The 24,583-nt window shown below is 68.5% G+C and carries 22 protein-coding genes, 1 pseudogene and 1 riboswitch; of the genes and pseudogenes, 12 read left to right on the forward strand and 11 right to left on the reverse strand.

Annotated features, from left to right (window positions below):
* From BIU82_RS06900 to trmB, 5 genes and pseudogenes are all read right to left on the reverse strand, one after another.
* Positions 1-272, reverse strand: a pseudogene (locus BIU82_RS06900) (lipoyl synthase); the annotation flags it as partial.
* Positions 273-434: 162 nt separating this feature from the next.
* A riboswitch (glycine riboswitch) is annotated at positions 435-532 on the reverse strand.
* A 103-nt stretch (positions 533-635) separates the two neighbouring features.
* Complete coding sequence (locus BIU82_RS06905) at positions 636-1,187, reverse strand: hypothetical protein (RefSeq protein ID WP_253182706.1); 552 nt, start codon at positions 1,185-1,187, stop codon at positions 636-638.
* Complete coding sequence (locus BIU82_RS06910) at positions 1,180-1,668, reverse strand: SRPBCC family protein (RefSeq protein WP_070348739.1); 489 nt, start codon at positions 1,666-1,668, stop codon at positions 1,180-1,182. Before BIU82_RS06910 ends, BIU82_RS06905 begins: the two co-directional genes overlap by 8 nt.
* Positions 1,668-2,063 carry a hypothetical protein gene (locus BIU82_RS19610; RefSeq protein WP_070348740.1) on the reverse strand — a complete coding sequence of 132 codons (396 nt, stop codon included), beginning with the start codon at positions 2,061-2,063 and terminating at the stop codon, positions 1,668-1,670. The genes BIU82_RS06910 and BIU82_RS19610 overlap by 1 nt, the downstream gene beginning before the upstream one ends.
* A 23-nt stretch (positions 2,064-2,086) precedes the next feature.
* Entirely contained in the window at positions 2,087-3,004 is a 918-nt protein-coding gene (gene trmB, locus BIU82_RS06920) for a tRNA (guanosine(46)-N7)-methyltransferase TrmB (RefSeq protein WP_070348741.1), read from the reverse strand.
* A 312-nt stretch (positions 3,005-3,316) separates the two neighbouring features.
* On the opposite strand from trmB, the gene BIU82_RS06925 reads away from it, so the two are divergent.
* Together BIU82_RS06925 and BIU82_RS06930 are read left to right on the forward strand one after the other, a co-directional pair.
* On the forward strand, positions 3,317-5,311 hold the full coding sequence (locus BIU82_RS06925) for a glycosyltransferase family 2 protein (protein ID WP_070348742.1): 1,995 nt from the start codon (positions 3,317-3,319) through the stop codon (positions 5,309-5,311).
* A 128-nt stretch (positions 5,312-5,439) separates the two neighbouring features.
* Positions 5,440-5,796, forward strand: coding sequence for an STAS domain-containing protein (locus BIU82_RS06930; RefSeq protein WP_070348743.1), 357 nt, complete (start codon positions 5,440-5,442; stop codon positions 5,794-5,796).
* A 6-nt stretch (positions 5,797-5,802) separates the two neighbouring features.
* Here the strand turns inward: BIU82_RS06930 and BIU82_RS06935 are convergent, their stop codons facing one another.
* Both BIU82_RS06935 and BIU82_RS06940 read right to left on the reverse strand, forming a co-directional pair.
* Complete coding sequence (locus tag BIU82_RS06935; RefSeq protein WP_083292233.1) at positions 5,803-6,939, reverse strand: glycosyl hydrolase; 1,137 nt, start codon at positions 6,937-6,939, stop codon at positions 5,803-5,805.
* A gap of 4 nt (positions 6,940-6,943) precedes the next feature.
* On the reverse strand, positions 6,944-7,903 hold the full coding sequence (locus BIU82_RS06940) for a glycosyl hydrolase (protein WP_070348744.1): 960 nt from the start codon (positions 7,901-7,903) through the stop codon (positions 6,944-6,946).
* Between the two features lie 135 nt (positions 7,904-8,038).
* Between BIU82_RS06940 and BIU82_RS06945 the strand changes: the two genes are divergently transcribed.
* A complete protein-coding gene (locus tag BIU82_RS06945) occupies positions 8,039-9,298 on the forward strand; it encodes an MFS transporter (RefSeq protein WP_083292234.1) in 1,260 nt (419 codons plus the stop codon).
* A 191-nt stretch (positions 9,299-9,489) separates the two neighbouring features.
* On the opposite strand, the gene BIU82_RS06950 is transcribed toward BIU82_RS06945, so the two are convergent.
* Both BIU82_RS06950 and BIU82_RS06955 read right to left on the reverse strand, forming a co-directional pair.
* A complete protein-coding gene (locus BIU82_RS06950; RefSeq protein ID WP_070348746.1) occupies positions 9,490-10,440 on the reverse strand; it encodes a hypothetical protein in 951 nt (316 codons plus the stop codon).
* A 183-nt stretch (positions 10,441-10,623) separates the two neighbouring features.
* On the reverse strand, positions 10,624-11,505 hold the full coding sequence (locus BIU82_RS06955) for a PfkB family carbohydrate kinase (RefSeq protein WP_070348747.1): 882 nt from the start codon (positions 11,503-11,505) through the stop codon (positions 10,624-10,626).
* Positions 11,506-11,620: 115 nt separating this feature from the next.
* Here BIU82_RS06955 and BIU82_RS06960 point away from each other — a divergent pair, with 115 nt between their 5' ends.
* The 9 genes from BIU82_RS06960 (at position 11,621) to BIU82_RS07000 (ending at position 22,727) form a co-directional block, all read left to right on the forward strand.
* Positions 11,621-13,117, forward strand: a complete 1,497-nt coding sequence (locus BIU82_RS06960; RefSeq protein WP_070348787.1) for an MFS transporter — start codon at positions 11,621-11,623, stop codon at positions 13,115-13,117.
* Positions 13,118-13,146: 29 nt separating this feature from the next.
* The gene (locus tag BIU82_RS06965; protein ID WP_070348748.1) at positions 13,147-14,094 is read left to right on the forward strand and encodes a nucleoside hydrolase; all 948 of its coding nucleotides are present in this window, start codon (positions 13,147-13,149) and stop codon (positions 14,092-14,094) included.
* Positions 14,095-14,108: 14 nt separating this feature from the next.
* A complete protein-coding gene (locus tag BIU82_RS06970; protein ID WP_070348749.1) occupies positions 14,109-15,074 on the forward strand; it encodes an Lrp/AsnC family transcriptional regulator in 966 nt (321 codons plus the stop codon).
* A gap of 124 nt (positions 15,075-15,198) precedes the next feature.
* A complete protein-coding gene (locus tag BIU82_RS06975) occupies positions 15,199-16,506 on the forward strand; it encodes an Nramp family divalent metal transporter (protein ID WP_070348750.1) in 1,308 nt (435 codons plus the stop codon).
* A gap of 294 nt (positions 16,507-16,800) precedes the next feature.
* Positions 16,801-18,234, forward strand: coding sequence for an amidase family protein (locus tag BIU82_RS06980; protein ID WP_070348751.1), 1,434 nt, complete (start codon positions 16,801-16,803; stop codon positions 18,232-18,234).
* Entirely contained in the window at positions 18,231-18,518 is a 288-nt protein-coding gene (locus BIU82_RS19845; RefSeq protein WP_070348752.1) for a hypothetical protein, read from the forward strand. Before BIU82_RS06980 ends, BIU82_RS19845 begins: the two co-directional genes overlap by 4 nt.
* Positions 18,518-19,981 (forward strand): sodium:solute symporter, encoded by a 1,464-nt coding sequence (locus tag BIU82_RS06990; RefSeq protein WP_070348753.1) that lies wholly within the window; start codon positions 18,518-18,520, stop codon positions 19,979-19,981. The genes BIU82_RS19845 and BIU82_RS06990 overlap by 1 nt, the downstream gene beginning before the upstream one ends.
* Complete coding sequence (locus BIU82_RS06995) at positions 19,978-21,243, forward strand: CoA transferase (RefSeq protein WP_083292236.1); 1,266 nt, start codon at positions 19,978-19,980, stop codon at positions 21,241-21,243. Before BIU82_RS06990 ends, BIU82_RS06995 begins: the two co-directional genes overlap by 4 nt.
* Positions 21,240-22,727 carry a carboxyl transferase domain-containing protein gene (locus BIU82_RS07000; RefSeq protein ID WP_070348754.1) on the forward strand — a complete coding sequence of 496 codons (1,488 nt, stop codon included), beginning with the start codon at positions 21,240-21,242 and terminating at the stop codon, positions 22,725-22,727. The genes BIU82_RS06995 and BIU82_RS07000 overlap by 4 nt, the downstream gene beginning before the upstream one ends.
* 102 nt (positions 22,728-22,829) lie before the next feature.
* Here BIU82_RS07000 and BIU82_RS07005 read toward each other — a convergent pair whose 3' ends face one another.
* Both BIU82_RS07005 and BIU82_RS07010 read right to left on the reverse strand, forming a co-directional pair.
* Complete coding sequence (locus BIU82_RS07005) at positions 22,830-23,606, reverse strand: amino acid ABC transporter ATP-binding protein (RefSeq protein WP_070348755.1); 777 nt, start codon at positions 23,604-23,606, stop codon at positions 22,830-22,832.
* Positions 23,603-24,502: an amino acid ABC transporter permease gene (locus tag BIU82_RS07010; RefSeq protein WP_253182709.1), complete on the reverse strand. Its 900-nt coding sequence runs from the start codon at positions 24,500-24,502 to the stop codon at positions 23,603-23,605. The genes BIU82_RS07005 and BIU82_RS07010 overlap by 4 nt, the downstream gene beginning before the upstream one ends.
* Positions 24,503-24,583: the final 81 nt, after the last annotated feature.

Consider the following 24,583-nt stretch of genomic DNA (forward strand, 5'->3'; position numbering starts at 1 on the left):
TCGCAGCGGCGGGTGCATTCGGAGCCGCCGATCAGGAAGGTCGCTTCCTTGTCTTCCCAGCACTCGAAGATGTTCGGGCAGCCGGCTTCCTCGCACACGGTGTGCAGGCCTTCTTTTTTGACCAGGTTCTTCAAACCGACGAACTCCGGCCCCATCTGGACCTTGGCCTTGATCCACTCGGGCTTGCGTTCGACCGGAACCGCTTTGTTGCGCTGCTCAACACGCAGCAACTTACGGCCTTCAGGTGCGGGCTTGTTCAGGTTAAGGCTCATGGGGAGCTCCAGGACTCAGGTGGCGCGGCTGCCACTGGATGTGGGTTCCTCCCCGCTCTGTATTGGACCTGAGAGATTCCGCGCCGCCCGCCGCTGCGGGATGCGCTTGCCCCGTCGGTGAGCCCGGGCCGTGGGTCCGGCCGGACTGCTTTCCAGAGGTGCCTTGCCGCGGCGGTACATGGGCCTGAGAGATTCCCGGGGAGGGTTTGCTCCTACGGCGCCCGCTGAATGTACCGGCAGGACTCTCCCGCCGCAGATCATAAGCGCGTGCCACCACGGGGCGGCACGCTTCACAGGGTACCGGCCGGTGCAGCGGCGGGGCAAAGTCCCCTTGCGGGCCCGAGGGAGACGGGACGCCGGCCCTCATGCGCTGAGGTAAATCACGCGCTTCGAAAAGTGCTCCCAGAAGGCATCGAGGGGGATGTGCCTGTATCCCGAGGAAGGGTCCGAGCCGTTCGGATCGTGGACCGTGACGTGCTCGCCTTCGGTGATTCCGGAAGCGAGGACCAGATGTCCCCGGGTACCCGGCTCGTCAAAGGACCTTCCTACCGAGGCAATGCACAGACCCGGGCCACGCAACAGCCGGACGAACTCCTCCGGACCATCAATCACCATGAGCTCTGCCTTGAGCCCGCTCTTCCTTGCGTGCGCGGCCAAGCCCGCGTGGAGCCACCCATTGCGTTCGCTGTAGGCGCCCGCTGCCAGGAGTTCCTCGGTGAGCGACGCCGGCTTGGCCTGGTGGTCCAAAAGCAGGCGGTAGGCAATGTGAAGGCTCAGGACTCCACAGGAACGGTTCTCCCAGTGCCGCGCCACGGCTTCGCTCGGGTAACCAAGTGAGGCCCACTGTGGCCCGATGAGACCGCGGTATGGATAGAGGCCTTGCGCCGGGCCGCCCGTCATGCCGGAATCACTCACGGGGCGCCGCCGTCCGTTGGAATTCCGCCAGCAGCACCGGGTCCTCGCAGGCCCGGGCGAAGGCACCAATCCGGCGTTCGATCTCCCGGCCCAGCACCCAACTGCCGATCCGTTCCGCCAGCGGTTTCAGGAAAGCCGGCTGGCAGGAAAGGGTGTATTTCCAGACGGCGCGGGTCCCGCCGTCGTCGGGAGTGAAACGCCAGCCGCCGCCGAAGTTTTCAAAGAACCACGGCCCGGACACCATGGTCATGCCCACGGCTTTGGGCGGGGTGTAGGAGACGTACTCGCTGACCATGCGCAGGCCCATGCGGGATACCGTCCGGGTGCGCACGCCTTTCCCGGCCGCGGTGGCGCCGTCCACGAAGGACTGCGCCGAGATGAACGGATCCCACTTCAGCCGGAACTCGCCCGTGGTCTGGGAGAGCGCGAACGCGGTGGCGGGGTCCAAACGGATGAAGCGCTCGGCGCGTACCTGGGGCATCAGGAGGCCCTCACGGAAACAACAGTCCCCAGGACAATGCCCACCACGCTCAGCAGGTTCATGGCCATGATCCCCAGGCCCACGAAGCCCGTGATCCGCCCCGCGTTCATGCCCTTGGCCCGCACCACGGCCACCAGCCCGCACACGATCGCCGCCAGGCAAAGCAGCAGCGCGCCCACCACCATCGCCACGGCGCCCACAATCCAGGGGCCGGTGGCTGAATCCTCATTCATCGAGGCTTGGGAGAACACCCCCGCCATGCCCACCGGCGCGGCCAGGAAGCCCACCACCGGCGCCAGTACCGCGCACACGATGCTCGCGATTCCCGCGGCGAGGCCCCGGGTGTCCGACGGCGGCCGTTGCGGACTGTAGGCAGGTACCGCTTGCTGACTCATGTGTTCCCCCAAAGAGTTGTTGCTTAGACCTTGCGGTAGCAGAGGTCGAAGATCATGCGGCCGGCCTCGTGCGCCTTGTTCTCGAAGCTGGTACGGATCCGGCCGTCGAAGCGTGGAGCCCAGCCGCCCACGTGGTCCACGCCTTCGTTGGGGCCGGTGTGTTCGGTGCTGACGGGTGCGCGGCCTTCCTTGACGGGCGCCCCGCCCACCACGGATTCGACGCCGGATTCCCACACCTTGGTGAGGGGGCTCTCGGGGCCGGACTGCTCGCCGTCGTGCAGGTTCTCGAAATCCTCGGACGAAGCCAGCACGTTGCGGACGTGTACGGCGTAGTTGGACCAGTCCGTGGCGATCCGCCACAGCCCGCCCGGCTCCAGGACGCGGGCCACCAGTTTGGCGAACTCCGGCTGGATCAGCCGGCGCTTGTGGTGGCGGGACTTGTGCCACGGATCCGGGAAGAAGACCCATACTTCGCTGACGGAGCCGGCGGGAAGCATGGTGGCCAGGACCTCGGGGGCGTTGGCCTCCACCACGCGCACGTTCTCCAGGCCGCGGCCGGCGATCTTGATCAGGGTGTTCGCCAGGCCGGGCGTGTAGACCTCCACGGCCAGGAAGTCCTTGTCCGGGTTCTGTTCGGCGGCGTGGCACACGGCCTCGCCCAGGCCCGAGCCGATCTCCACCACCAGGGGAGCCTTGCGCCCGAACTCCGCTTCGGCGTCGAACACGTATTCCGGGTGCACCGAGGTGTTGGCGACGTGCCGAGGCACGTCCAGCACCCAGCGGTCCGCGTGCTCGTCCCACGCCTGCTGCCGGCGGCCCTGCAGGCGGGTGCCGCGGCGCACGAAGCTGACCGGCCGGCCGCCGTAGGTGCCGAAGGACGCCTGGCTGCCGGGGGTGACCGGGCGCGGGGAAGGGGACTGCGGGGTTTCGGGGGTGCTCATCCCTTTCAGGATACCGGGGCGCCCTTCACGAAACGGCGGGCGGGCAGCCGCCGGGCAGCCGGTGGGCGGCGGGGCGGCCACAGGACGCAGACCACCCCCTGCGAGCCACCTCACAGGAATTTCCCGCGCGCGCCACAACACATTCCCCGGTCAAAACGCACTCTTACTGCGGGGGAGTGTGGCATGGGGCCGCACGGGGTTGGTCACCTCGAAGGGATGGGGTTTTACGTGGTTTCAGGGCAAGCAGGGATGCCCCCGGCCGTGGCGGAAGAATTGCACGGGACGGGGGCGCCACCGGCATGGTCCGCCGGCATGGGACGCCGCCGGCTCGCTGCCGTGCGCCTTCTTGCGGCGCTCACCGTGCTGACGGGCCTGGTGTACATCGTGTGGCGCTGGACGTCGTCGCTGAACTGGGCGGCGTGGTGGATTTCCGTGCCGCTGGTGCTCGCCGAGACGTACATGCTGGCCGACGTCGCGCTTTTCGCCCTCACGGTGGCCCGCGCCCGGCGCCGCCCGGAACCGCCTGCGCCACCCGTGGGTGCCAGTGTGGACGTGTTCATCACCAGCTACAACGAGCCCGTGGACCTGGTCCTCGCCACCGCCCTTGCGGCCAAGGGCATCCGCTACCCGCACCACACCTGGATCCTCGACGATGGCAACCGCTTCGAGCTCGCCCGCGCGGCGGAGCAGCACGGGATCGGGTACGTCACCCGCGGCCCGGAATGGTCCGGCCGGCCCCGCCACGCCAAGGCCGGGAACCTGAACAACGCGCTGCTGCGCACCAGCGGCGAATTCTTCCTGGTGCTCGACGCCGACCAGGTCCCCTCCCCGGACATCCTGGACCGGACGCTGGGCTACTTCAGCGATCCGCTGGTGGCATTCGTGCAGACCCCGCAGTACTTCACCAACGTCCCCGACGGAGATCCGCTGGGCAGCCAGGCACCGCTCTTCTACGGGCCCATCCAGCAGGGCAAGGACGGCTGGAACGCCGCGTTCTTCTGCGGCTCCAATGCGGTGCTTCGGCGCGAGGCCATCATGGAGCTCGGCCTGGTCCAGTACGTCGAGGAGACCGGCCGGAACCTGCGGAAGGCGCTCAGTGCCTCACGTCGAGTGATAGCCCGTGCCCGCCGTCGTCCTGAGGTCCGCGGCAAGCCGCTGCTGGGCGAGCTGTTGCAGGAGGTGAAGCGGGCGCTGGACCGTGCCCGGCAGGAGCTCAAGGACGGTTCCACCTTCGCCGAAGTGACGTTCCGCGCCCAGGACAGCATCGCCCTGGCCGTCGAGGAGCTTACGGTCCGGCACGCCCTCAGCGATTCCCCGGACCGCAACGCCCTGCATGCCCTGGCCACCGAACTGGGCGGGCCCGGCCGGGAGCGGGACGAGGAGGAACTGGACACCGCGGTGCTGCACATGACGCAGCGCAACTGGGGTCCGCTGGCCGCCTTGGAATCCGTGCAGTCGCTCCTGGACGCCGTCTCCGTGGAACGCGGCAGTGAAGCCCAGGCCGTCATGCCCATGGCCACCATCTCCGTCACCGAGGACATGGCCACCGCCATGCGCCTGCACCGCATGGGCTGGCGCAGCGTCTACCACCACGAGGTGCTGGCGCACGGCCTGGCGCCGGAAGAACTGAAGACCAGCCTCACCCAGCGGCTCCGCTGGGCGCAGGGGACGGTCCAGGTGGCCCTCCGCGAAAATCCGTGGCACGGCCCGGGACTCACCTTGGCCCAACGGCTCATGTACACCGCCACCATGTGGTCCTACCTGAGCGGCTTCGCCACCGCCGTCTTCCTCGCCGCACCGGTGATCTACTTCCTGAGCGGCATCATGCCCGTCACCGCGCTCGGCCTGGACTTCTTCGTGCACCTGCTGCCCTTCCTGCTCGGCAGCCAGTTGCTGTTCCTGGTTGCGGGCTGGGGCATCCCCACTTGGCGAGGGCAGCAGTACAGCTTTGCCCTGTTCCCCGTCTGGATCAAGGCCTGCACCACTGCCTGCCGGAACGTGTGGTTCGGCCGCCCGCTCGGCTTCGCCGTTACCCCGAAAGTGCGCCAGGCCGGCCGGGCGGACCTCCGCGTCATCCGCCCGCAGCTCTGGGCCATGGCGATCCTGCTTGGTTCCAGCGCGGTGGGCGTGTACCGGATGTTCACCGGCCGGGCCGACACCCTCGGCATCATCGTCAACCTCGTCTGGGTCGCCTTCGACCTCGCCCTGCTGTCCTGCGTCCTCAAAGCCGCGTGGCGCGAACGGACCGCCGCCGCGACCGGTCCTGAGACGCCCGGCCCTGGGAAGGCCGGTGCTGATACCTCCTGACCCGTTCGGCCGCCCACACCGTCCGCATCAACCTTTCTCCGCATCAGCTGTTCGCATCAGCCTTCGCATTAAGCAAGCCCCGCTCTGGCAGGCGGGCACCACCCACCGAATAACACCTTAGGAATCCCATGGAACTCAGCTTTGACCGCCGTCGTCGACATACCGCCATCAGCTGCACAGGAGCGCTGGACCGGACCTCCGCCGCGGGCCTCAAGCCCGCCGTGGCATCGGCCCTGGCCAACGCCCCGCTGGTGGTCCTCAACCTCAAGGACGTCACGAAGATCGACGCCATGGGCCTGGCAGCGATCGTCTCCGGGCTGCGCTCGGCCCGGCTGGCCGGCGGCGACCTCCGGGTGGTGGACGGGACGTCCACGGTGCACAAGGCCCTCGTCCGGACCGGGATGCACCGCCTGCTGCCGGTCTTCGCCAGCATCGAGGAGGCGGTTGGCACCGGGCGGAAGCCCAACGCCCTCGCTGCCGCGTAGCCGGACCTAGCGGCGGGCGGCGAGGGCTTTGGCCAGTGCCTTGACCGCGGCCGGATCCTTGGCGATCCGCCAGTCCACCTGGGACACGTCCTCGAAGAGCACCACGCCGGTCACCGAGGGCACCGAGTCCAGGTAGGCCACCAGTTGCGAGAGCCAGTCCGCGCGGGAACCGCCCGATCCGGCGCAGGCGGTCTCCGCCACCATGAGGGGCTTACCTGGAGCCGCCTCCTGCAGCGCCCGGATGGAGTGCCCGAAGATCTGCTCCGGCGTACGCCAGACGCTCCACGGCTGGCTGCTGCCCCAGTTGTAACCGTCCACCGCGGCGACGTCCACCACATCGTTCCCGGGGTAGAGGGCCTTCAGTTGCTGGCCGCCGTCGTACTCTTCATTCGGCGACCAGACCCACTCAAGCGGCGTATCCCCCGCGGCCTTGCCGAGCACCCGGTGCACGTGCCGCCAGGCGGCGGCGAACTGGCCGGGCTGGTTGCCGTTGACCGTTTCGCCCCACGGGTACCAGTTACCGTTCATCTCGTGCGCGAAGCGGAGCAGGAACGGACGGTCCTGCTGCGGCAGGGTCTTGAACCAATCGCGAAGGCCTTCGCCCCAGGCTTTCAGGTAGGCATCGTGTTCGCCGGCGATGATCCGCGCCAGGGAGTAGGCGGGCTGGGTGGCGCCCTTCCCGGCCGCCCAGGGTTCCAGCGAGACCATGGGAACCGCGCCCTGGCGCACGGCACTGTCGCATTCCCGGGCGGGGAAGGGGGCGGTGAAGTCCTTGAAGAAGCCCGCGATGGCCGGTGTCTCCCGCAGGCCCTTCGCCAGCGCCGCGAAGTCCGTACCGTCCGGGCCGTGCGAGCTGGCGACGCCAAAACGCAGCCGCGCCCGGCTGACCGGCGGGTATGCCGGTGCCGTCGGGGTGGCCGTGATTCCGGTGGCCGTGCCGGTGCCGGTTCCAGTGACGGTTCCAGTGCCCGACGACGGCGCCGCACCGACGGGCGCAGGAGTGCACCCGCCCAGCGCGGCGGCTGCGAGGGCGGCCGCACCCGCTGCTCCGGCGGCCAGGACGCGCCGGCGCGGGACGCCGTCGTGCCGGCCTGGCTCCCGTGGGTGATGCTCCGGCGGCTGCGGCGGAGGGTTCAAACGCATGGGTTCATGCTAAGGCGCGGGCGGCGAGTGCCTTCCGGAAGGCGTAGGCCGAGGACCTGCTGCTGTTGATCCGCCAGTCGGTTTCCTTGCGGAAGTGGAACCAGATGAAGGCGTCAACGTCCGGCTGCGCGTCGAGGTAGGCGATCCCGTCCCGGATCCATGCCGGCTTTGATCCGCCGAGTTCGCTGGAGGCCGTTTCGGAAATGGTGATCCGCTTCCCGGTACCGAGTGCCCGCAGGCCGTTGAGCCCGGGGGCGAAGACCTGGGAGGGGCTCTTCCAGGTGGACCAGCTCTGGCTGGTGCCGAAGTTGTAGGAGTCCAGGCCGAGTTCGTCCACCACGCTGTTGCCCGGGTACACCGAGGCAAGCGGCACCGAGCCCGGGTAGGGATCGTTCACCGCCCACATCCACTTCGGACGGGCCGCGTTGGAGGCGAAGACGGCGTGGATATGCCGCCAGGCCGCGAGGTAATCCGCTGCCGTGGTTCCGTTGACGCCGGGGCACCACGGGTACCAGTTGCCGTTCATCTCGTGCGCGAAGCGGATGGTAATGCGGTTGCCGTAGGGGGCCAGGGCCGTGGCCCAGCTGCGGAGGTAGGCGTCGAAGTAGCCCGCGGCGATCCGGGACAGGGCATAGGCCGGCTGGTGGAGCCCGCTGCCCCAGGCCCATGGTTCCCAGGTGATGACCGGCCGGATGCCGCGGGCCAGGCAGGCCTGGACTTCGGCCAGCGGCGCGGGCTGCCGGAAATCCTTGTAGATCAGCACAAGCCGTGGGGTTTCGCCGGCCAGCCGGGCTACCTCGTCCATGCCGGCCAGGTCCAACGGCCCGCCCGGGGTGGCGACGCCGAACGCCAGTCGCGGTACCGCCGCCGGGGCGGGCCCGGCCGTGGCCGCAGCGAGGCTGAGGGCGCCCGCGGCCCCCAGCAGAGTGCGCCGGGAAATCGGTGCAGACAGGTCCAAGGGCATGGCGCCTCCAGCGGTGGGGCCGTCGTCGACGGGACGTAAGTGAACGGGAATGACTGCTGTGATCAGTGTTACTGGTGGGACAACTTTAGGCCCGGGAAAGTGAACGGCAATGCACCGGCGTGTAAATTTCGGAGCGTGACGCGCAACGCCGAAAACCCAGAGCTGCTGGTCGACGCCGAAATCGACGAGGTCCCGGCCGCCGCGCCCACCCGCGTCGCCTCGAAACGGGGCCTCGTGTACCTGGGCATCTGCCTGGTGCTGATCGGCGTCAACCTGCGCACCGTGTTCTCCAGTTTTTCCGCGCTGCTACCGGAAATCACCGCCGACGCCGGCCTGCCGGGCTGGGCGGTGGTGGTGCTCACCACTGTGCCGGTGACGCTGCTCGGCGTCTTCGCGCCGCTGGCACCCGTCCTGGCCCGCCGCTTCGGGGCCGAACGCGTACTCCTGGGCGCCATGGCAGTACTGAGCGCGGGGCTTCTCCTGCGCCCCGTTGATGCTCCCGGTGCGGGCCATCTTCCCGCGTTGCTCGCCGGAACCGCCCTGTGCGGTGCCGCGATCGCCCTGTGCAATGTGCTGCTGCCGGGGGTCGTGAAACGCGACTTCCCGCACCGGCTTGGCCTCATGGGCGGTCTCTACACGACGGCGATCTGCGCCTCCGCGGCACTCGGTGCCGGCTTCACCTATCCCTTGTTCGAGGCAGCCGGCCACTGGACTTCGGCGCTTTGGTTCTGGGCGGTGCCGGCCGCCGTCGTGCTCCTGCTCTTCCTGCCGCTGGCGCTCCGCCAGCCCGCCGTCCGGCACCAGCTGCAGGGCCACGGCGTCAATGTGTGGCGCTCCGCGGTGGCCTGGCAGGTGACCATCTTCATGGTGCTGCAGGCGATGATGTCCTTCAGCGTGTTCGCCTGGCTGGCGCCGATCCTGCGCGAACGGGGCGTCGACGGCGGCACAGCCGGGTTGATCGTGTCCGTCTCCATTGCGCTGCAGATGCTCGGTTCGCTGTTCGCCCCGGGCCTGGCCGCGCGCTTCACGGATCAGCGGGCCATCAACGTGGTGGTGGCGCTGATGACCGGCGGGGGCTTCGCGCTGAGCATCTTCGGCCCGGTGGACTTCATCTGGCTCTGGACCGGTTTGCTTGGGCTGGGGCAAGGGAGCCTCACCGCCGTGGCGTTGACCATGATCATGCTGCGCACCGGCGACGGGCACACGGCGGCGCACCTTTCCGGCATGATGCAGGGCGTGGGCTACGGGCTGGGCTCCACGGGCACGCTGATGGTGGGTCAGCTGCACCAGGCCACGGGCGGATTCGCGGCCGCCGGCATCCTGTTCCTGGTGGTGGGCTCGCTGGCCGCGGTGTTCGGCTACGGGGCCGGACGGAAGAGGTACGTGGAGGGGTAGGGCACCCTGCCCCGCGTTCCTCCTCCACCCTGCCCCGCCTGCCACGCCCCGTCCCGCCCCGCCTGCTCCGCGGAATCGATGGTTCCCTTCTGAATCGATGATGCGCACCATCGATTCAGAAGGGAACCATCGAATCCGGCGAGGTGAGGGGCAGCGGCGGTGCTGTAGGCGAGGCGCGCCGGGGACTCCGGTCAGGCGGCTTCGGCGTAGGACCGTTGCCCAAGGGCACGGAGGATACGGGTCTTGAATTCCTGCTCGCGGAACAGGTCCCGCCAACGGAGCCGGATGAAGAACCAACCGTCCTCGGTGAGGGCTCGTTCGCGGAGGCGTTCTTTGTAGAGCGCTTCTTCGGCGGGTTCGTAGTCGAAATACTTGGCCTTGCCGTCGAACTCCAGAGCGATCTTGGATTCCTTCCAGGCGAAGTCCATGCGGTGGTTCCCTTCGCGGCTGGACACCTCGAACTGCAACACCGGCATGGGGAGTTTCAGTCGTACCAGCAGTTCCCGGGTGAGGGTTTCCCCTGGAGATTCCGAAAGCGGATCCGCGTTGTCGAGGGCCCAGCGGAGCGTTTTGACTCCATGCTGCCCGGCCAATGTGGCGCAGGATTCGCGGAGCTGCTCAATGTCGGCGCCGATCCGCAAGGCGTGATCCATGAGGATGAGGGCCTGCTTGCGGTTGAGTGTGAGGCAGCAGTCCACCACAGTGCGTTCAAGGGAGGTGCATGGGAGCCCATCGATTGTCACGACCTCTTTGCTGCCCAACGCCCGGGTGTGCGCAATGACGTCGGCCCCGTGGGAGGTGCGCGCTGGAGAGACCGCCTGGGTCAGGTGGATGCGGCTGTTCACGTTCCAGAGCTTCAGCCGATGCAGGCGTGCGGCCGAGGTATGGCTGTAGGCGAAGGCCCCGGCGGAGCGGCTCAGGGTCCCATGGGCATGGCCCGCGATCAGCATCCGTTCCCTGCCGGAACTTCCAAGGGCGGACCACGCCTCCATCCTGGCGTAGCAGCCGCGGCGCAAGCGGAACAGGGTGCCGTCCGAAAGCAGGCGGCTGATGGCGGGCCAGCCGAACCCGGCCTGATGGAGTTCCTCCGTGCGCCAGAGATCTGTTCCGGCCGGCAGCTGCGGCAATTCCCGAGGTGGCATGGCTCCAGAGTCACAGCCCCGGTGAGGCGTTCGTAAGCCTGAAGCGTGGCTATGTGGACAAGCCGGGCCAGGTGGACAAGCCGGATCGATGGTTCCCTTCTGAATCGATGGTGCGCACCATCGATTCAGAAGGGAACCATCGATTCCGAAGGGCAGGCCGCGTGGAAACCGCCCGGCAAACCCCTACGCCGAAGCTGCCCCCACGTAACTTTCCAAGCGCCCAAGCTGCGGCTGCGAGGAGTGCTGCCCCACGGCGTCGGCTCCTACGGCATTGGCAGCGGCAAGTGCCTGCTCGTCGGAGAGGCCGCGGCGCAAGCCCAGCACGAAGGCGGCGCAGAAGGCGTCGCCGGCGCCGATCGTGTTGACCACGTTCGCGCGGAGGCCGGCGGCACGGGCTACTTCCTTGCCGTCGCGGAGCAGGGCCGAGCCGTCCTTGCCGTACGTCACGGCCACCATGCGGGCGTTGGCGAGTTCGGGGATGAGCTCGTATTCGGTTTCGTTGACGATCACCAGGTCGCAGCGTTCCACCAGTTCGGCGGGCAGGGACTGCGCCGGGGCGGCGTTGAGTGCGAAGAAGCCGGGGTGCCGGCGGGCCGCCTCGACCACGACGTCGAGCCCCACTTCGAGCTGGCAGAGCAGCGTCTCGTCCTCGGCGAACTCCACGCCTTCCAGCGACACTTCGGCGTTCGCCCCCGGGCAGACGACGATCTGGTTCTCGCCGGCGGCGTCGACGACGATCAGCGCGGTGCCGGTGGGCGTTCCGCGGTGCGCGACGTCGGACACGTCCACCCCCGCGGCGGTGAGCGCCTCGAGCATTTCCCGGCCGGCGTCGTCGTCACCGACGGCGCCGATCATGCGGGCGGAGCCGTCCAACCGGGCTGCCGCGGCGGCCTGGTTGGCGCCCTTGCCGCCGGCCTGCCGGCTCAGCGCGCCGCCGCCGATTGTTTCGCCCGCCGTGGGGAGGCGCTCCGCGGTGGCGATGAGGTCCAGGTTGATGCTGCCGAGCACGGTGAGGGGGCGGCTCGGCACAGGGTTGTTCGGCACTGAACGCGTGGAAGAAGTCATGGGGGACAGTGTAGTCATTTTCACACTCGAATGTTGTACTTGTTCGTAATACGTGCTTGTATAACAACTCGAATCCCCCAGGGACCCCGCCCGACGAACAAGGGAGTTTGTTGTGATTTCCTCACCCGCCAACGCGCCTTCGCCCGCGGCGCCCAACGCAGACGACGCAAGCGGCACCGCCGCCGCACAGCCCGGCCGCAGCCCCAAAGCTGCCCTCCTCATCACCACGCTCCTGCTGGGCGTCCTGTCCTTCCAGCTCAACGCCAGCATGGTCACCCCGGCACTGCCGCAGATCGGCGCCCACTTCAGCGCCGACGCCGGCGCCGTGGCCCAGGTGCAGTCCATGTTCTTCCTGGCCGGCGCCATCTCCGGGCCCATCATGGGCCGCTGGAGCGACTTCATCGGCCGCCGCCGCGCGCTCCTGCTGGTGCTCGGCGTCATGGCCGTTGGCACCATCCTCTGCCTGCTGGCCCCGAGCATGCCGGTCCTGATTGTCGGCCGCTTCCTGCAGGGTGTTTCCAGCGCCATCTTCGCCCTGGCCTACATCGTGCTCCGCGAGAACCTCGACGCCCGCGCCTTCGGTACCTCCGTGGGTATCATCGCCGCGGTCAACGGCGGCGTGGCAGGCTTCGACGGTTACGCCGGCGGCCTGATGACCGAGGCCTTCGGCTTCCAGTCGATCTTCCTGGTGGTCCTGGCCCTCGCAGCGATCGCGGCCGTGTGCATCGTCCGGATCGTGCCGGGCGGCAGTGCGGTAAGCGACAGTGCAGCAATGGACTCTGCAATGCCCGACGGCGGCACGGCGGTTTCCGGTGGAACGGCGGCTTCCGGCCGCATGGACTGGTGGGGTGCCGGCTTCCTTTCGGTGTTCCTGGTCTGCCTCAGCTACTTCGTCAGCACCGGCTCCTCCGCCGGATGGACCTCCGTGCCCGCACTCGCCCTGCTGGCCGGCACCATCGCATCCTTCGCTGCCTTCTGCGCCGCCGAAAAGCGCCGCAGCTCCCCGCTGATCGCGGTGCACCACCTGCGCTCCCGCCAGGTCTGGACCGTCATCGCCACCACCGTGCTCACCCTGGCCGGCATCTTCGCCATCATGAACTTCACCGTGGTGCTGCTCAGCCAGGACGGCAAGAACGGCTTCGGCCTGAGCGCCTCGCTCTCGGCCCTGCTCTTCCTCACCCCGGCGGCGCTGATCGGTGTGTTCGCGGCACCGCTCGCCGGCTGGCTGACCGGCCGCGTGGGCTGGATCCGCACCCTGCGCATCGGCACCGCCCTGAGCCTGGTCTGCGCCGTGGCTGCCGCGCTCTTCGTTGATAACCAGTGGCTGGTGCTGGCGGCCGTCGCGGCCCTCGGCATCTTCTACAACGGCTTCTTCCTCACCTCGATCAACGGCTTGTCCGTGCTCCTTTCCCCGAAGGACGCGCCCGGCTCCCTACCCGGCATCAACGGCGCCTCCTTCGGCACCGGGGCGAGCCTCGGCGTCGTGCTCGTGGCACCGTTCGCAGGGCTCGGCACCCAAGGCGGCTACGCCGTCGCGCTCTGGATCTCGGTGGGCATCACCGCGGCCGCATTGCTGCTGAGCCTGCTGGTCCCCGCCCCCGAAACCGACTGACCCTTCCCGCCCCGATAGAAAGCGAAACCATGAAGCCCCTGTACCTGGACTGCGATACCGGAATCGACGACGCCCTGGCCCTGGCCTACCTGCTGGCCTCGCCTGAGGCGCGGCTGCTGGGCATCGGCACCGTGAGCGGGAACGTCGCGGCCGCCACCGGCGCGGTGAACACCCTGGATCTGCTGCGCCTGGCCGGCCGGACGGAGATCCCGGTGGCCGTGGGTGCGCACGACTTCCAGGCAAGGGCGTTCGACGGCGGCGCGCCGCACGTGCACGGTGCCAACGGGATCGGCGGCGTGGAACTGCCCAAGGCCGACGCTGAACCGCTCGCCGAAAGCGCCGCCGAAATGCTGGTCCGCCTGGCGCACGAAAATGCCGGTGAACTGCGGGTCCTGGCGATCGGCCCGCTGACCAACATCGCCGAGGCCCTCCGCCTGGAACCCCGCCTGCCGGAGCTGGTCTCCGACATCACCATCATGGGCGGCGCCGCCATGGTTCCGGGCAACATCAGCCCGCTGGCCGAGGCCAACATCGGCAACGACCCCGAAGCCGCCCGCGAGGTCCTCGCCGCGCCGTGGAACATCAAGCTGGTGCCCCTGGACGTGACCATGAGCAACGTCCTGGAAGAGGAGCACCGCCTGGAGCTGCTGTCCGCGGAGAACCCGCTGGCCCGTGCCCTTGGCGAGATGCTCGGCTACTACTACCGCTTCTACGAGGGCATCTTCGGCCGCGCCTGCTCGGCGATGCACGATCCGCTCGCGGCCGCTGTGGCGCTGGACGCCGTCGGCCTGCGGTCCGCGCCGGTGGTGCACGTGGAGGTCGACGCCGGCGACGGCCCCGGCCGCGGGCAGACCGTCTGTGATCTGCGCGGCCGGTACCTGGGCTTCCCCGAACAGGACGGCGCGCACTGCCAGGTGGTCCTGGAACTCGAGGAGGATTTCGCGCCGCACCTGATGAAAGTGTTGCTTGGGGCATAATCGGGTTCGTGGTCATGAACGCGCCCTTGCGGGAACTGGACGGGCTGGACCGGCGGATCGTCGGCGCCCTGCAGGTCAACGGGCGCGCCTCGTGGCGGCGCATCGCGGAGGTGCTGGGGGAATCCTTCAGCACCGTGACCCGCCGCGGCATGGCCCTCCTGGACTCCGGGACCGTGCGGGTTGCTGGCCTGGTCACGCTCGGGCCCACGCACCTTGTTGAGGTCCAGTGCGAGCCTGCCAAGCTCGCGGGCATCGCCGAGGAACTCGCCAAGGACCCGGACGCCAACTTCCTTTACGCCCTGACCAGCCCCACCCGCCTGCTGTTCGAAGTCCAGGCCCGGCCGGGCCGCCTGGCGAGCCTGGTACTGGAGGAGCTCCCGGAGCTTGAGGGCGTCACCCAGGTGAACGCCTGGCCGCTCATGGAGTACTTCCGCACCGTGGCCGAATGGCACCCCGGCCCCATCACTGCCGAGGAAACGGCGGCCCTGCAGGATGTTCCCTCGCCCGAGTCCCGGCCGAGCGCCAGCGCAGTGCTCGACGACGTCGATGCGCACCTCGTGCGCCTGCTCATCGAGGACGGCCGGGTGCCTGTGGCCGATCTCGGGGAGGCCGTCGGCCTGTCCGCGCCGGCGGTGCGCCGCCGGCTCAATGCGCTGTTCGAAAGCGGAAACCTCAGTGTCCGCGCGATCGTGGAACCCGCTGACATCGGGCTGCCCATCGAGGCCGTCATCTGGGTGCGGACCGCGCCCGCGGACGTGGCCGCCGTCGGGCGCCTCCTGAGCGCCGAACCGTGCGTGCGGTACGCCGCCATGGCACTCGGCGAATTCCAGCTCATGGCCAACGTGACGGTGGCCGGGCTCAACGAGCTGCGTGCCTTCCTCCTTGAGTCGCCCTGGGCCGAACGGGCCCTCGCCGTGCGCAGCTCGTTGATTGTCCGCGCGTACAAGCGCGGCGGCGTGCGCATGCCTGAACGCGGCTGATTCCGCGCTTCCCGGCAGGTCCGGAAGCGATTGCCCGCGCCTGTCGCCCGGTTTTGCCTTATGATGATTTCTACCTGGGGTTAGTAAGTATGCTTATCTTCTGACGGGTGAAAGCGGGTCGCACATGGATTCCTCGACGGCCAGGCGTTCACCCGTCCGGCGGTTCTTCGGGATTCTCGGGCCTGGCCTGGTAACCGGATCGGCCGACGACGATCCGTCCGGAATCGCCACATATGCCCAGGCCGGGGCCGCTTTTTCGAACGGCATGCTGTGGACGGCTCCCGCCACCTTGCCGATGATGATGGCAGTCCAGGAAGTCTGCGACCGCACGGCGCTGGCAACCGGGGACAGCCTGGGCAAGCTCGCCCGGCGGAAGTTCTCGCGCAAGCCCCGGGTGGTCATCGGAATCCTGATCGTGGCCTTGCTCGCAGCAAACACCATGAACGCCGCGGCGGACCTGATGGCCATCGGGCAAGGCATGGAACTCCTGGGCGCCGGGCCGGCCCAGCTCTGGAGCGCCATCGCCGGAATAGGAATCGCCGTTACCTTGATGGCCGGCGGCTTCGCCGTCATTGCGAAAGTCTTCAAATGGCTTTGCCTGGCCCTCCTTGCCTACGTTGCGGTGCTCTTCACGGCCAACGTGGACTGGGCCGACGTCCTTGCCGGAGTCCTGGGGCTGCAGTTCAGATTCAGCCTGGAGTACCTGGGTTTGATCGTCGCGGTGTTGGGCACCACGATTTCCCCGTACCTGTTCTTCTGGCAAAGCGCCCACCGCGTGGAGGAGCTCCGTGACGACGGTGATGAGGACCGAGCTGTGGGGCTGGAGGAAAGGGCGGATGGCCCGGCGAAAGCCAAGCTTCGGAACGCACGCGTGGACGTGTTTGTGGGCATGTTCTTCTCGGTCCTGGTCATGTTCGCGATCATGGCGGCCACGGCAGCAACGTTGGGCAAGGACGGCGCCGACGTCTCCACCGCCGCGGACGCCGCGAAGGCCCTGGAGCCTGTCGCGGGTCCGTTCGCCAAGTTCCTCTTCGCCGCCGGATTCATCGGTTCCGGGATCCTCGCCGTCCCGGTGCTGGCCGCTGCGGGAGCCAGCGGCCTGGCGGGCCTGCTGGGAAAAGAATGGGGTTTCGACAAGAGTCCCAGGAAGGCGCCCTTCTTCTATCTCCTGCTGGGCGTTGGAGTGGCCGGCGGCGTGGTTATCAGCTTCTTCAGCTCGGACCCCATCGGACTGCTGATCCTCAGTGCCATGATCAATGGCATCGCGGCAGCACCGTTCCTCATCGTGGCGATGCTGATCGCGGGGGACCGCTCGATCATGGGCGAGCACCGCAATGGATGGCTCGCGACCACAGTCGGCTGGGTCACCGCCGTCATCATGGTGGTTGCCGGAGCCGTCGGAATCTGGATGGCCATCACGGGCAGTGCCTGACCCGGCGCCAACGGGCCCGCCTCCGCTGCCGTAGCGCCTCCTTCCTGACCTCTTTTCGACCCCGTTAGCCCGCGACATGCCGTGAATTACGGCGTGTCGCGGGCTTTGCCGTGCCAAGGAAGGTCAGGACGGCGTCGCCCACCGCCACGCCGTACCCCGCGCCCCCGAGGCCACGGAAAAGAAAATTTCCCATACCCCTAGCCAAACGTGATGCACGCCACTATGGTGATTCATTAACTCCAGAAGATCCGAATGAACGGGTCAAAAGGAAACAAAGCAAAGGCTCAATGAATCATGACGAATGAATTGGTGTACTGCGGGGCTGTCGAGCTCGCTGCCCTCCTGCGCTCCCGCGAGGTATCCGCCGTCGAAGTGCTCGAAGCCCACCTCGAACAGATCGACCGCCTCAACCCGCTCGTGAACGCCGTGGTCACCATCGACGAAGATGGTGCACGGGCCGCCGCAGCCGAGGCAGACCGCAAGCTGGCCGGAGGCGAAGCAACCGGGCCGCTGCATGGCCTGCCCATCAGCTTCAAGGACACCGCCCGCACGGCCGGCATGCGCACCACCTTCGGCCACCCGCGCCATGCGGACTTCGTCCCGGAAGCCAACGACCTGCACGTCCAGCGCATCCTCGACGCCGGCGCCATCCGGGTGGGCAAGACCAACGTGCCGGAGTACGCGGCCGGTTCGCATACCTTCAACCGGGTCTTCGGCACCACCCGCAACCCGTACGATCCGTCCAAGTCCGCCGGCGGCAGCAGCGGCGGTGCCGCGGCGGCCCTGGCCTCCGGCTTCCAGCCGATCGCCGACGGCAGCGACATGGGCGGTTCCCTGCGCAATCCGGCGTCGTTCTGCAATGTGGTGGGCCTGCGCCCCACACCCGGCATGGTCCCCAACACCGACGGCGCCAACGTCTTCTTCCCGCTGGGCGTTGCCGGTCCCATGGGCCGCACCGCCGCGGACGCCGCGCTGCTCTTCTCCGCCATGACGGGCCCGACGCCGGACGATCCGTTCTCCGAGTTCCCCGCCGTTGCCGGGGCTGCTGATGCCGGGGAACCCTCTCCGCAGGACTTCGCCGGGCTGCGCATCGCGTACGCACCGACCCTGGGCGGCCGGATTCCAGTGGCCCGCGAAGTGCTGGACGTCCTGGACCCGCAGGCCAAGGCCCTGGAAGCACTCGGCGCCCACGTGGAGCTGGACTGCCTGGACCTGGACGGTTCCGAAGAGGTGTTCCGCACGCTGCGGGCGGCAAGCTTCGACGCCGCCTGGGGTGCCGACCTGGAAGCGGACCCGGAGCTCTTCAACCACTTCCTCGCCGGGAACATCCGCGACGGCGCCAAGCTGAGCGGGCGCGACGTCTTCCGTGCCGAGGAGGGCATGACCCGCCTGATCCGCAAGGCGGCGGAGTTCTTCACCCGCTACGACCTGGTGATCGCGCCGGCCTCGCAGGTGGCGCCGTTCGACGCGGACCTTGAATACCCCACCGAAATCGAAGGGCAGCAGCTGACCAGCTACCTCGACTGGATGCGCGCCCCCTACCTGTTCACCCCTTTGGGCCTTCCCGCCCTGTCCGTCCCGGCCGGCTTCACGCCGTCCGGCCTTCCCGTAGGCCTCCAGATGGTCGGGGCGCGCGGCAGCGATGTCCGCCTGCTCCGCCTGGCCTCGGCCTTCGAAAAGATCTCATCCTGCTCAGCCGTTCGTCCCCAAGGAGCTGCAGTCCTATGAGCACTACCCTCGCATCACCCAAGCGGCTTGCCATCGCCGCCGTCCCCGTCCTGGGGATCGTCTTCACCCCGCTTCTCCCGTTCGTACACACGCCGACCTTCTGGCTCGGTCTTCCGGCCGCCGTCGTCTGGATGACCGCCATGGTGATCCTGACCGTCGTCGCGCTCCAGATCGTGGAACGCAGCTACCTGCGCGAAGGCGGTGCGGAACTCGACCGGCTCGAAGGGGAGCGGGACGCGATCCGCCGCGCACAGCAGGACGCCACCGCAGGGGAGGGCCACTGATGCTGACCACCCTGATCATCCTCGGCATTGTCTTCATCGGCGTCCTGGGTGTCTGGACCCGGAAACGCCAGACGTCCCTGTCCGGCTGGACCGTGGGCAAGCGCGACCTTCCGCGCTGGACCACCTGGTTCCTGCAGGCCGGTGAGGCCCTCACCACCTTCAGCTTCCTGGGCCTGGCCGGCATCGCCTTCGGCGGCGGCGTGGCGGCACTGTTCGCCATCGGCTACCTGACCATCTCCTGCGTGCTGCAGTACTTCATCACCCCGCGCCAGCGCGCCCTCGGCGCGAACCGCGGCTACCTGACCATGGCGGACTTCTTCAAGGACCGCTTCGGCAGCCCCACCCTCGGCAAGACGGTCGCCGTCGTGGGTGCCATCTTCCTCATCCCGTACCTGCAGCTGCAGATCACGGGCCTGGGCCTGATCGTCCAGCTGGCCACCGGCAGCGGCCAGGCCAGCAGCTACAGCATGATCGTGGCCAGCGTCCTGGTAGTGGTCTTCGTGATCTGGGCCGGCATCCGCGGCCTGGCCCGCGTGGCCATCTTCAAGGACTTCATCATGGTGACGGCACTGGTGGTTGTCCTTGCCGGCGTCATCGCCGGCGTGGGCGGCATTCCGGAGGTCGTGGAGAAGGTCAACGCCATCTCCTCGGACTACTTCACCGTCTCCCGCAAGGGCTTTGACACCACCTTCTGGATCACCTCGGTGATCGTCACGGGCTTGGGCGCCGGCTTCAACACCTTCCCGCACCTGTGGCCGCCGGTCCTGGCCGCCAAGAGCGGTGCCGTGCTGCGCCGCAACGTCAGCTGGCTGGCCATCTACCAGCTGGCACTGATCATCCCGATCTTCGCGGGCCTGGCCGGCATCCTCATCCTCGACCCCAAGACCAAGGGCAACTCGGTGCTGCTGGGCGTTGCGCAGGAAACCCTGCCGGAGCCGCTCATCGCGGTCATCGCCATCGGCGGCGCCGCAGCCGCCATGGTCCCGGCCGGCGCCATCGCCATGGGCATCTCGCTGTTGGTCTCCCACAACGTCCTGTCCATCAAGAACCCCAAGCTGCGCTTCCGCATCAACCACCTCGTCGTGGCCGTGGCGGTAGGCCTGGCGCTGGTCTTCGGTCTGGCGAAGTCGGACATCGCGGCCCTGCTGCTCCTGACGTACGGCGGCCTCACCCAGATGGCCCCGGCGGTGGCCTTCGCGATCGCCCGCAAGGTCCGCGTGGGCGGCATCCCGGTCACGCTCGGCATCCTCGCCGGTACCCTGACCGTCGCCATCATCACCTTCGGCGGCATCAAGACCGGCGGCATCGACTCCGGCCTGATCGCCCTCCTGCCCAACCTCATCGTCCTGTTCGCGGCCGAAGCGGTGCGCCGCATGCTGCGCCCCGGCCAGCCGCCGGTGCCGCCGGAAGCCGATGAAGAGTTCGACGTCGAACTCCGGCCCCGCGAGGCGGTGAAGGCATGAGCGGCACGGCACCGCTTTCCCAGGCAAGCGGACCGCTCGCCGGCAAGCTCGTCGTCGACCTTTCCCGCGCGCTCGCCGGCCCGCACGCCGGGATGATGCTCGGAGACCTGGGTGCCCGGGTCATCAAAGTGGAGAATCCCGACGGCGGCGACGACACCCGCGGCTGGGGCCCGCCCTTCGTGGACACCCCTGAAGGCCGCGAGTCCACGTACTTCCTGTCCTGCAACCGGAACAAGGAGTCCCTGCGCCTGGACCTGAAGTCCGAAGACGGCAAGGAAACCCTCCGGGAGCTCCTGCGCCGGGCGGATGTGCTGATCGAGAATTTCCGCCCCGGCACCCTGGACCGGCTGGGCTTCGACCCCGCCACCCTGGAGGAGCTCAACCCGCGGTTGATCGTGCTGGCCATCAGCGGCTTCGGACACGATGGCCCCGAAGGCCGCCGCGCCGGCTACGACCAGATCGCCCAGGGCGAGGCCGGCCTGATGTCCCTCACCGGTTCCGGCGCGGATGACCTGCAGCGCGTGGGCGTGCCGATCGGTGATGTGCTGGCCGGGATCCACGGCGCCTACGGGGTGCTCGCGGCACTGCTCGAACGCGAGCAGACGGGCCGCGGCAAGGTGGTCCGCACCTCGCTGCTGTCTTCGATCGTGGGCGTGCTGGCGTTCCAGGGCACGCGCTGGACCGTGGGCGGGCAGGTGCCGGAAGCCCAGGGCAACCACCACCCCTCCATCGCGCCGTACGGTCTGTTCCGTTGCGCCGGCGGGGCCGTACAGATCGCCGTGGGTTCCGAAGGGCTGTGGCAGCGCTTCGCGGCCGGGTTCGGCCTGCCTGCCGCGGATGAGCGGTGGAAGGACAACCAATCGCGCGTGGCCAACCGAAGCTCGTTGATCGAGGCCATCGAAGCCGTGTTCGCGGAGACCGGTTCGGAGGAGCTGCTGGCCCGGCTTGAGGCAGCGGGCATTCCCGCGGGCCGCGTGCGCTCCTTGGACGAGGTGTTCGCCTGGGAGCAGACCCGCAGCCAGCACCTGCTCCTGGACATCGAGCACCCCACGCTCGGCCGGATCGAAATCCCGGGCTCGCCCCTGCGCTTCTTCGACAGCGACGGCACCGAGACCACGCGCCTCCGGCACGGCGCCCCACCGCGGCTCGGCGAGCACGACCACAGCATCCGCGACTGGCTTGGGGAGGACCGCTGGCTTGGGGAAAGCGCCATGGCGGGGGCCGGCGTCGCGGGTTCAGCTGCCGGAAGCGGAGCGCCATGACGGCCGTCCTCGAAAGCGGCCGCACCCGGCCCGCCCGGCTGGGCGGCACGGAGCTGCTGGAGCAACTGCTCGACGCCGGCAGCTTCCGCAGCTGGGACAGCGCCCCGCAGTTGCCGTCCGTTTCGGACGCTTACCTGAGCGACCTTGAACGGGCCCGCGAACGCAGCGGCGCCGACGAAGCCGTGCTCTCCGGCGAGGGCCTGATCGACGGCCACCCGGTGGCGGTGATCGCCAGCGAGTTCAGCTTCCTGGGCGGCTCGATCGGCCGGGCCACAGCAGACCGGATCGTCGCAGCCATCGAGGAGGCCGGCCGGCGCCGGCTGCCCCTGATCGCCGCCCCGGCGTCCGGCGGTACCCGCATGCAGGAGGGCACGCTCGCCTTCCTGCAGATGGTGCGGATCACCGAGGCCCTCACGGCGTACAAGGCGCTCCGGCTGCCCTACCTCGCGTACCTGCGGCACCCCACCACGGGCGGAGTGTTCGCTTCGTGGGGTTCGCTGGGCCACCTGACCGTGGCCGAGCCCGGCGCCCTGGTGGGCTTCCTCGGGCCAAAGGTCTACGCGGGCCTTCGCGGTGAGGAGTTCCCCGCCGGCGTCCAGTCCGCCGAGCACTTGTTCAGCCACGGAACGGTCGACGCCGTCCTGGACGCTGCCGGATTCCGGAACCTCGCCGCCGGGGTGCTGGGGATCCTGGCCGGTTCGCGTTCCTTGCCGGACGCAGGAATGCCCGACGCCGGTGCCCCCCTTCCCGGGGAACGTTCCGGCACCGTATGGGACTCGGTCCTGCGCACCCGGAAGCCTGGCCGTCCGGGCCTGGCCGAACTGCTCGACGCCGGCTTCGGCCGCACGGTCCGCTTGTCCGGAACCGGACGCGGAGAGTTGTCGGCGAGCACCGCCGTCGTGCTGGCTGAGCTGCGTGTAACGGGCGGCACCCGGCCGGTGGTCGTCGTCGGGCAGGACCGGGCCGCACAGCGCGCCGGCTCCGTGCTCAATGCGGCAGGCCTGGCGCAGGCCCGGCGCGGAATGCGGCTGGCGGAGGAACTCGGGCTGCCGCTGGTCACCGTGGTGGACACCCCGGGCGCCGAGCTGTCGGTCCGGGCTGAGGAATCCGCGATTGCCGGCGGAATTGCCGACTGCATCGGCACCCTGTTGCGGCTCACGGTGCCCAGCGTCGCGATCCTGATGGGTGAGGGCACCGGGGGAGGTGCCCTCGCGCTCGCTGCCGCCCGGCGCACCGTGGCGGCGGAACACGCATGGCTGGCCCCGCTGCCGCCCGAAGGAGCCAGCCTGATCGTGCACGGAGACACCATGCACGCGGCGGAGCTGGCGGAACAACAACGGATCGGCGCCCGCGAGCTGTACCGCGACGGCGCCGTCCATGAAATCGTCCCGGAGGAAATGCCCGGTGATGGGGACGGGTTCTGCGGTCGTCTGGCTGTCGCAGCGGCCCGTCAGATCGCTGTCCAGGAAGCGGGAGCGCAGTAACGGCGGGGAGGCCGTTGCTCCTGACCTTCCTTGGACAGCGGCAAGCCCGCGGCACACCGTCGTTGACGGAGTGCCGCGGGCTTTCATTTTGCCGCAGAGGGTCTAGAGGACGCGGCTCAGGAACTCCCGGGTCCGTGCCTCCTTCGGGTTGGCGATGATCTCCCGGGGGTCGCCGGATTCCACCACCACACCGCCGTCCATGAAGGTCAGGGTGTCGCCGACCTCGCGGGCAAAGCCGATCTCGTGGGTCACCACGATCATGGTCATGCCGGACTTGGCCAGGTCCTTCATCACGTTGAGTACATCGCCCACGAGCTCCGGGTCCAGGGCCGAGGTCGGTTCGTCGAAGAGCATCAGCCCGGGTTCCATGGCCAGCGCCCGGGCAATCGCCACCCGCTGCTGCTGGCCGCCGGAGAGCTGGGCCGGGTAGTGGTTGGCACGTTCGCCAAGGCCCACCCGGTCCAGCAGCTCCAAAGCCTGGCTGCGTGCGAAGTCCTTGCCTTTCCGTTTCACCTGAACCGGCGCTTCCATGACGTTCTGCAGGGCCGTCTTGTGTGGGAACAGGTTGAAGCGCTGGAACACCATGCCGATGTCCCGTCGCTGGGCGGCGATGTCCTTCTTCTTCAAGTCGTGGAGCCGGCCGTTGACCTCGCGGTAACCGATCAGCTCGCCGTCCACGGAAATCCGCCCGGCGCTGACCGTCTCCAGCATGTTGATGCAGCGGAGCATCGTGGACTTGCCGGAACCGGAAGGCCCGATCACCACGGACACCTCGCCCTGCTTCACGGTCAGGTCAATGCCGCGCAGCACGTGGTGCTGGCCGTAGTACTTGTGCAGGCCTTCGATCCGCACCAGCGGCTTTTCGGCGATCGCTGTCATCGTGACTCCTCTTTGGGAAGGATGCTTGCGGGGGCTGCCACGGCAGCGGCGGCCCGGGCGGCAGCCGGGTTGACCGCCACCGCCGCCTGTCCGGCGTCGACCCCCTTGCCGTAGTACGCCTCCAGGTAGTGCTGACCGACCATCAGGAGGCTGGTGATCACCAGGTACCAGATGGCCGCCACGATCAGCAGCGGAATGGGCTGGTATGTGCGGTTGGCCAGGGCATTCGTGGCGAAGGTGAGGTCCAGGGTGAACGGTACGGCCAACACCAGCGAGGTGGTCTTGAGCATGCCGATGGTTTCATTGCCCGTGGGCGGAACAATGATGCGCATGGCCTGCGGCAGGATGATCCGCCACATGATCTTGCCGTCGCTCATGCCCAGGGCCTCCGCCGCCTCGGTCTGTCCCTTGTCCACGGATTTCAGGCCGGCCCGGAAGATCTCAGCCAGATACGCCGATTCGTTCAGGGCCAGGCCCAGGATGGCCGCCGCAATCGGGGTGATGACGGAGGAGGTGCTGAGGTTGAACAGTTCCGGGCCGAAGGGCACGCCGGCACTGATCTTCGGGTAGAGCACCGCGAGCAGGCCCCAGAAAACCAGCTGTGTGTACACCGGCGTGCCGCGGAAGAACCACACCCACAGCCAGCTCGACCAGCGGAAAATCGGGTTGTCCGATTGCCGCATGACCGCCAGCAGGATCGCCAGCACCACCGCGATCGCCATGGATGCCACGGTCAGCAGCAGCGTCCACCCCACGCCCTGGACCACCTTCACGTCCATGATGTACGTGCCCACGATGTCCCAGCGGAAGTTCGGGTTGGTGACCATGCTCTGCAGCATGAGGGCCACGAGTCCCAGGATCACGAAGCCGCTGATCCAGCGGCCGGGATGCCGCACCGGGACCGCGTTGTTGAGGACGGGTGCCTGGGCGTGCTGTGTTTGCTTGCCCTGCGTTTCAGTGCCTTGCGTTTCAGCGCC

The organism is Arthrobacter sp. SW1 (assembly GCF_001766675.1).
Taxonomy (GTDB): Bacteria; Actinomycetota; Actinomycetes; order Actinomycetales; family Micrococcaceae; genus Arthrobacter.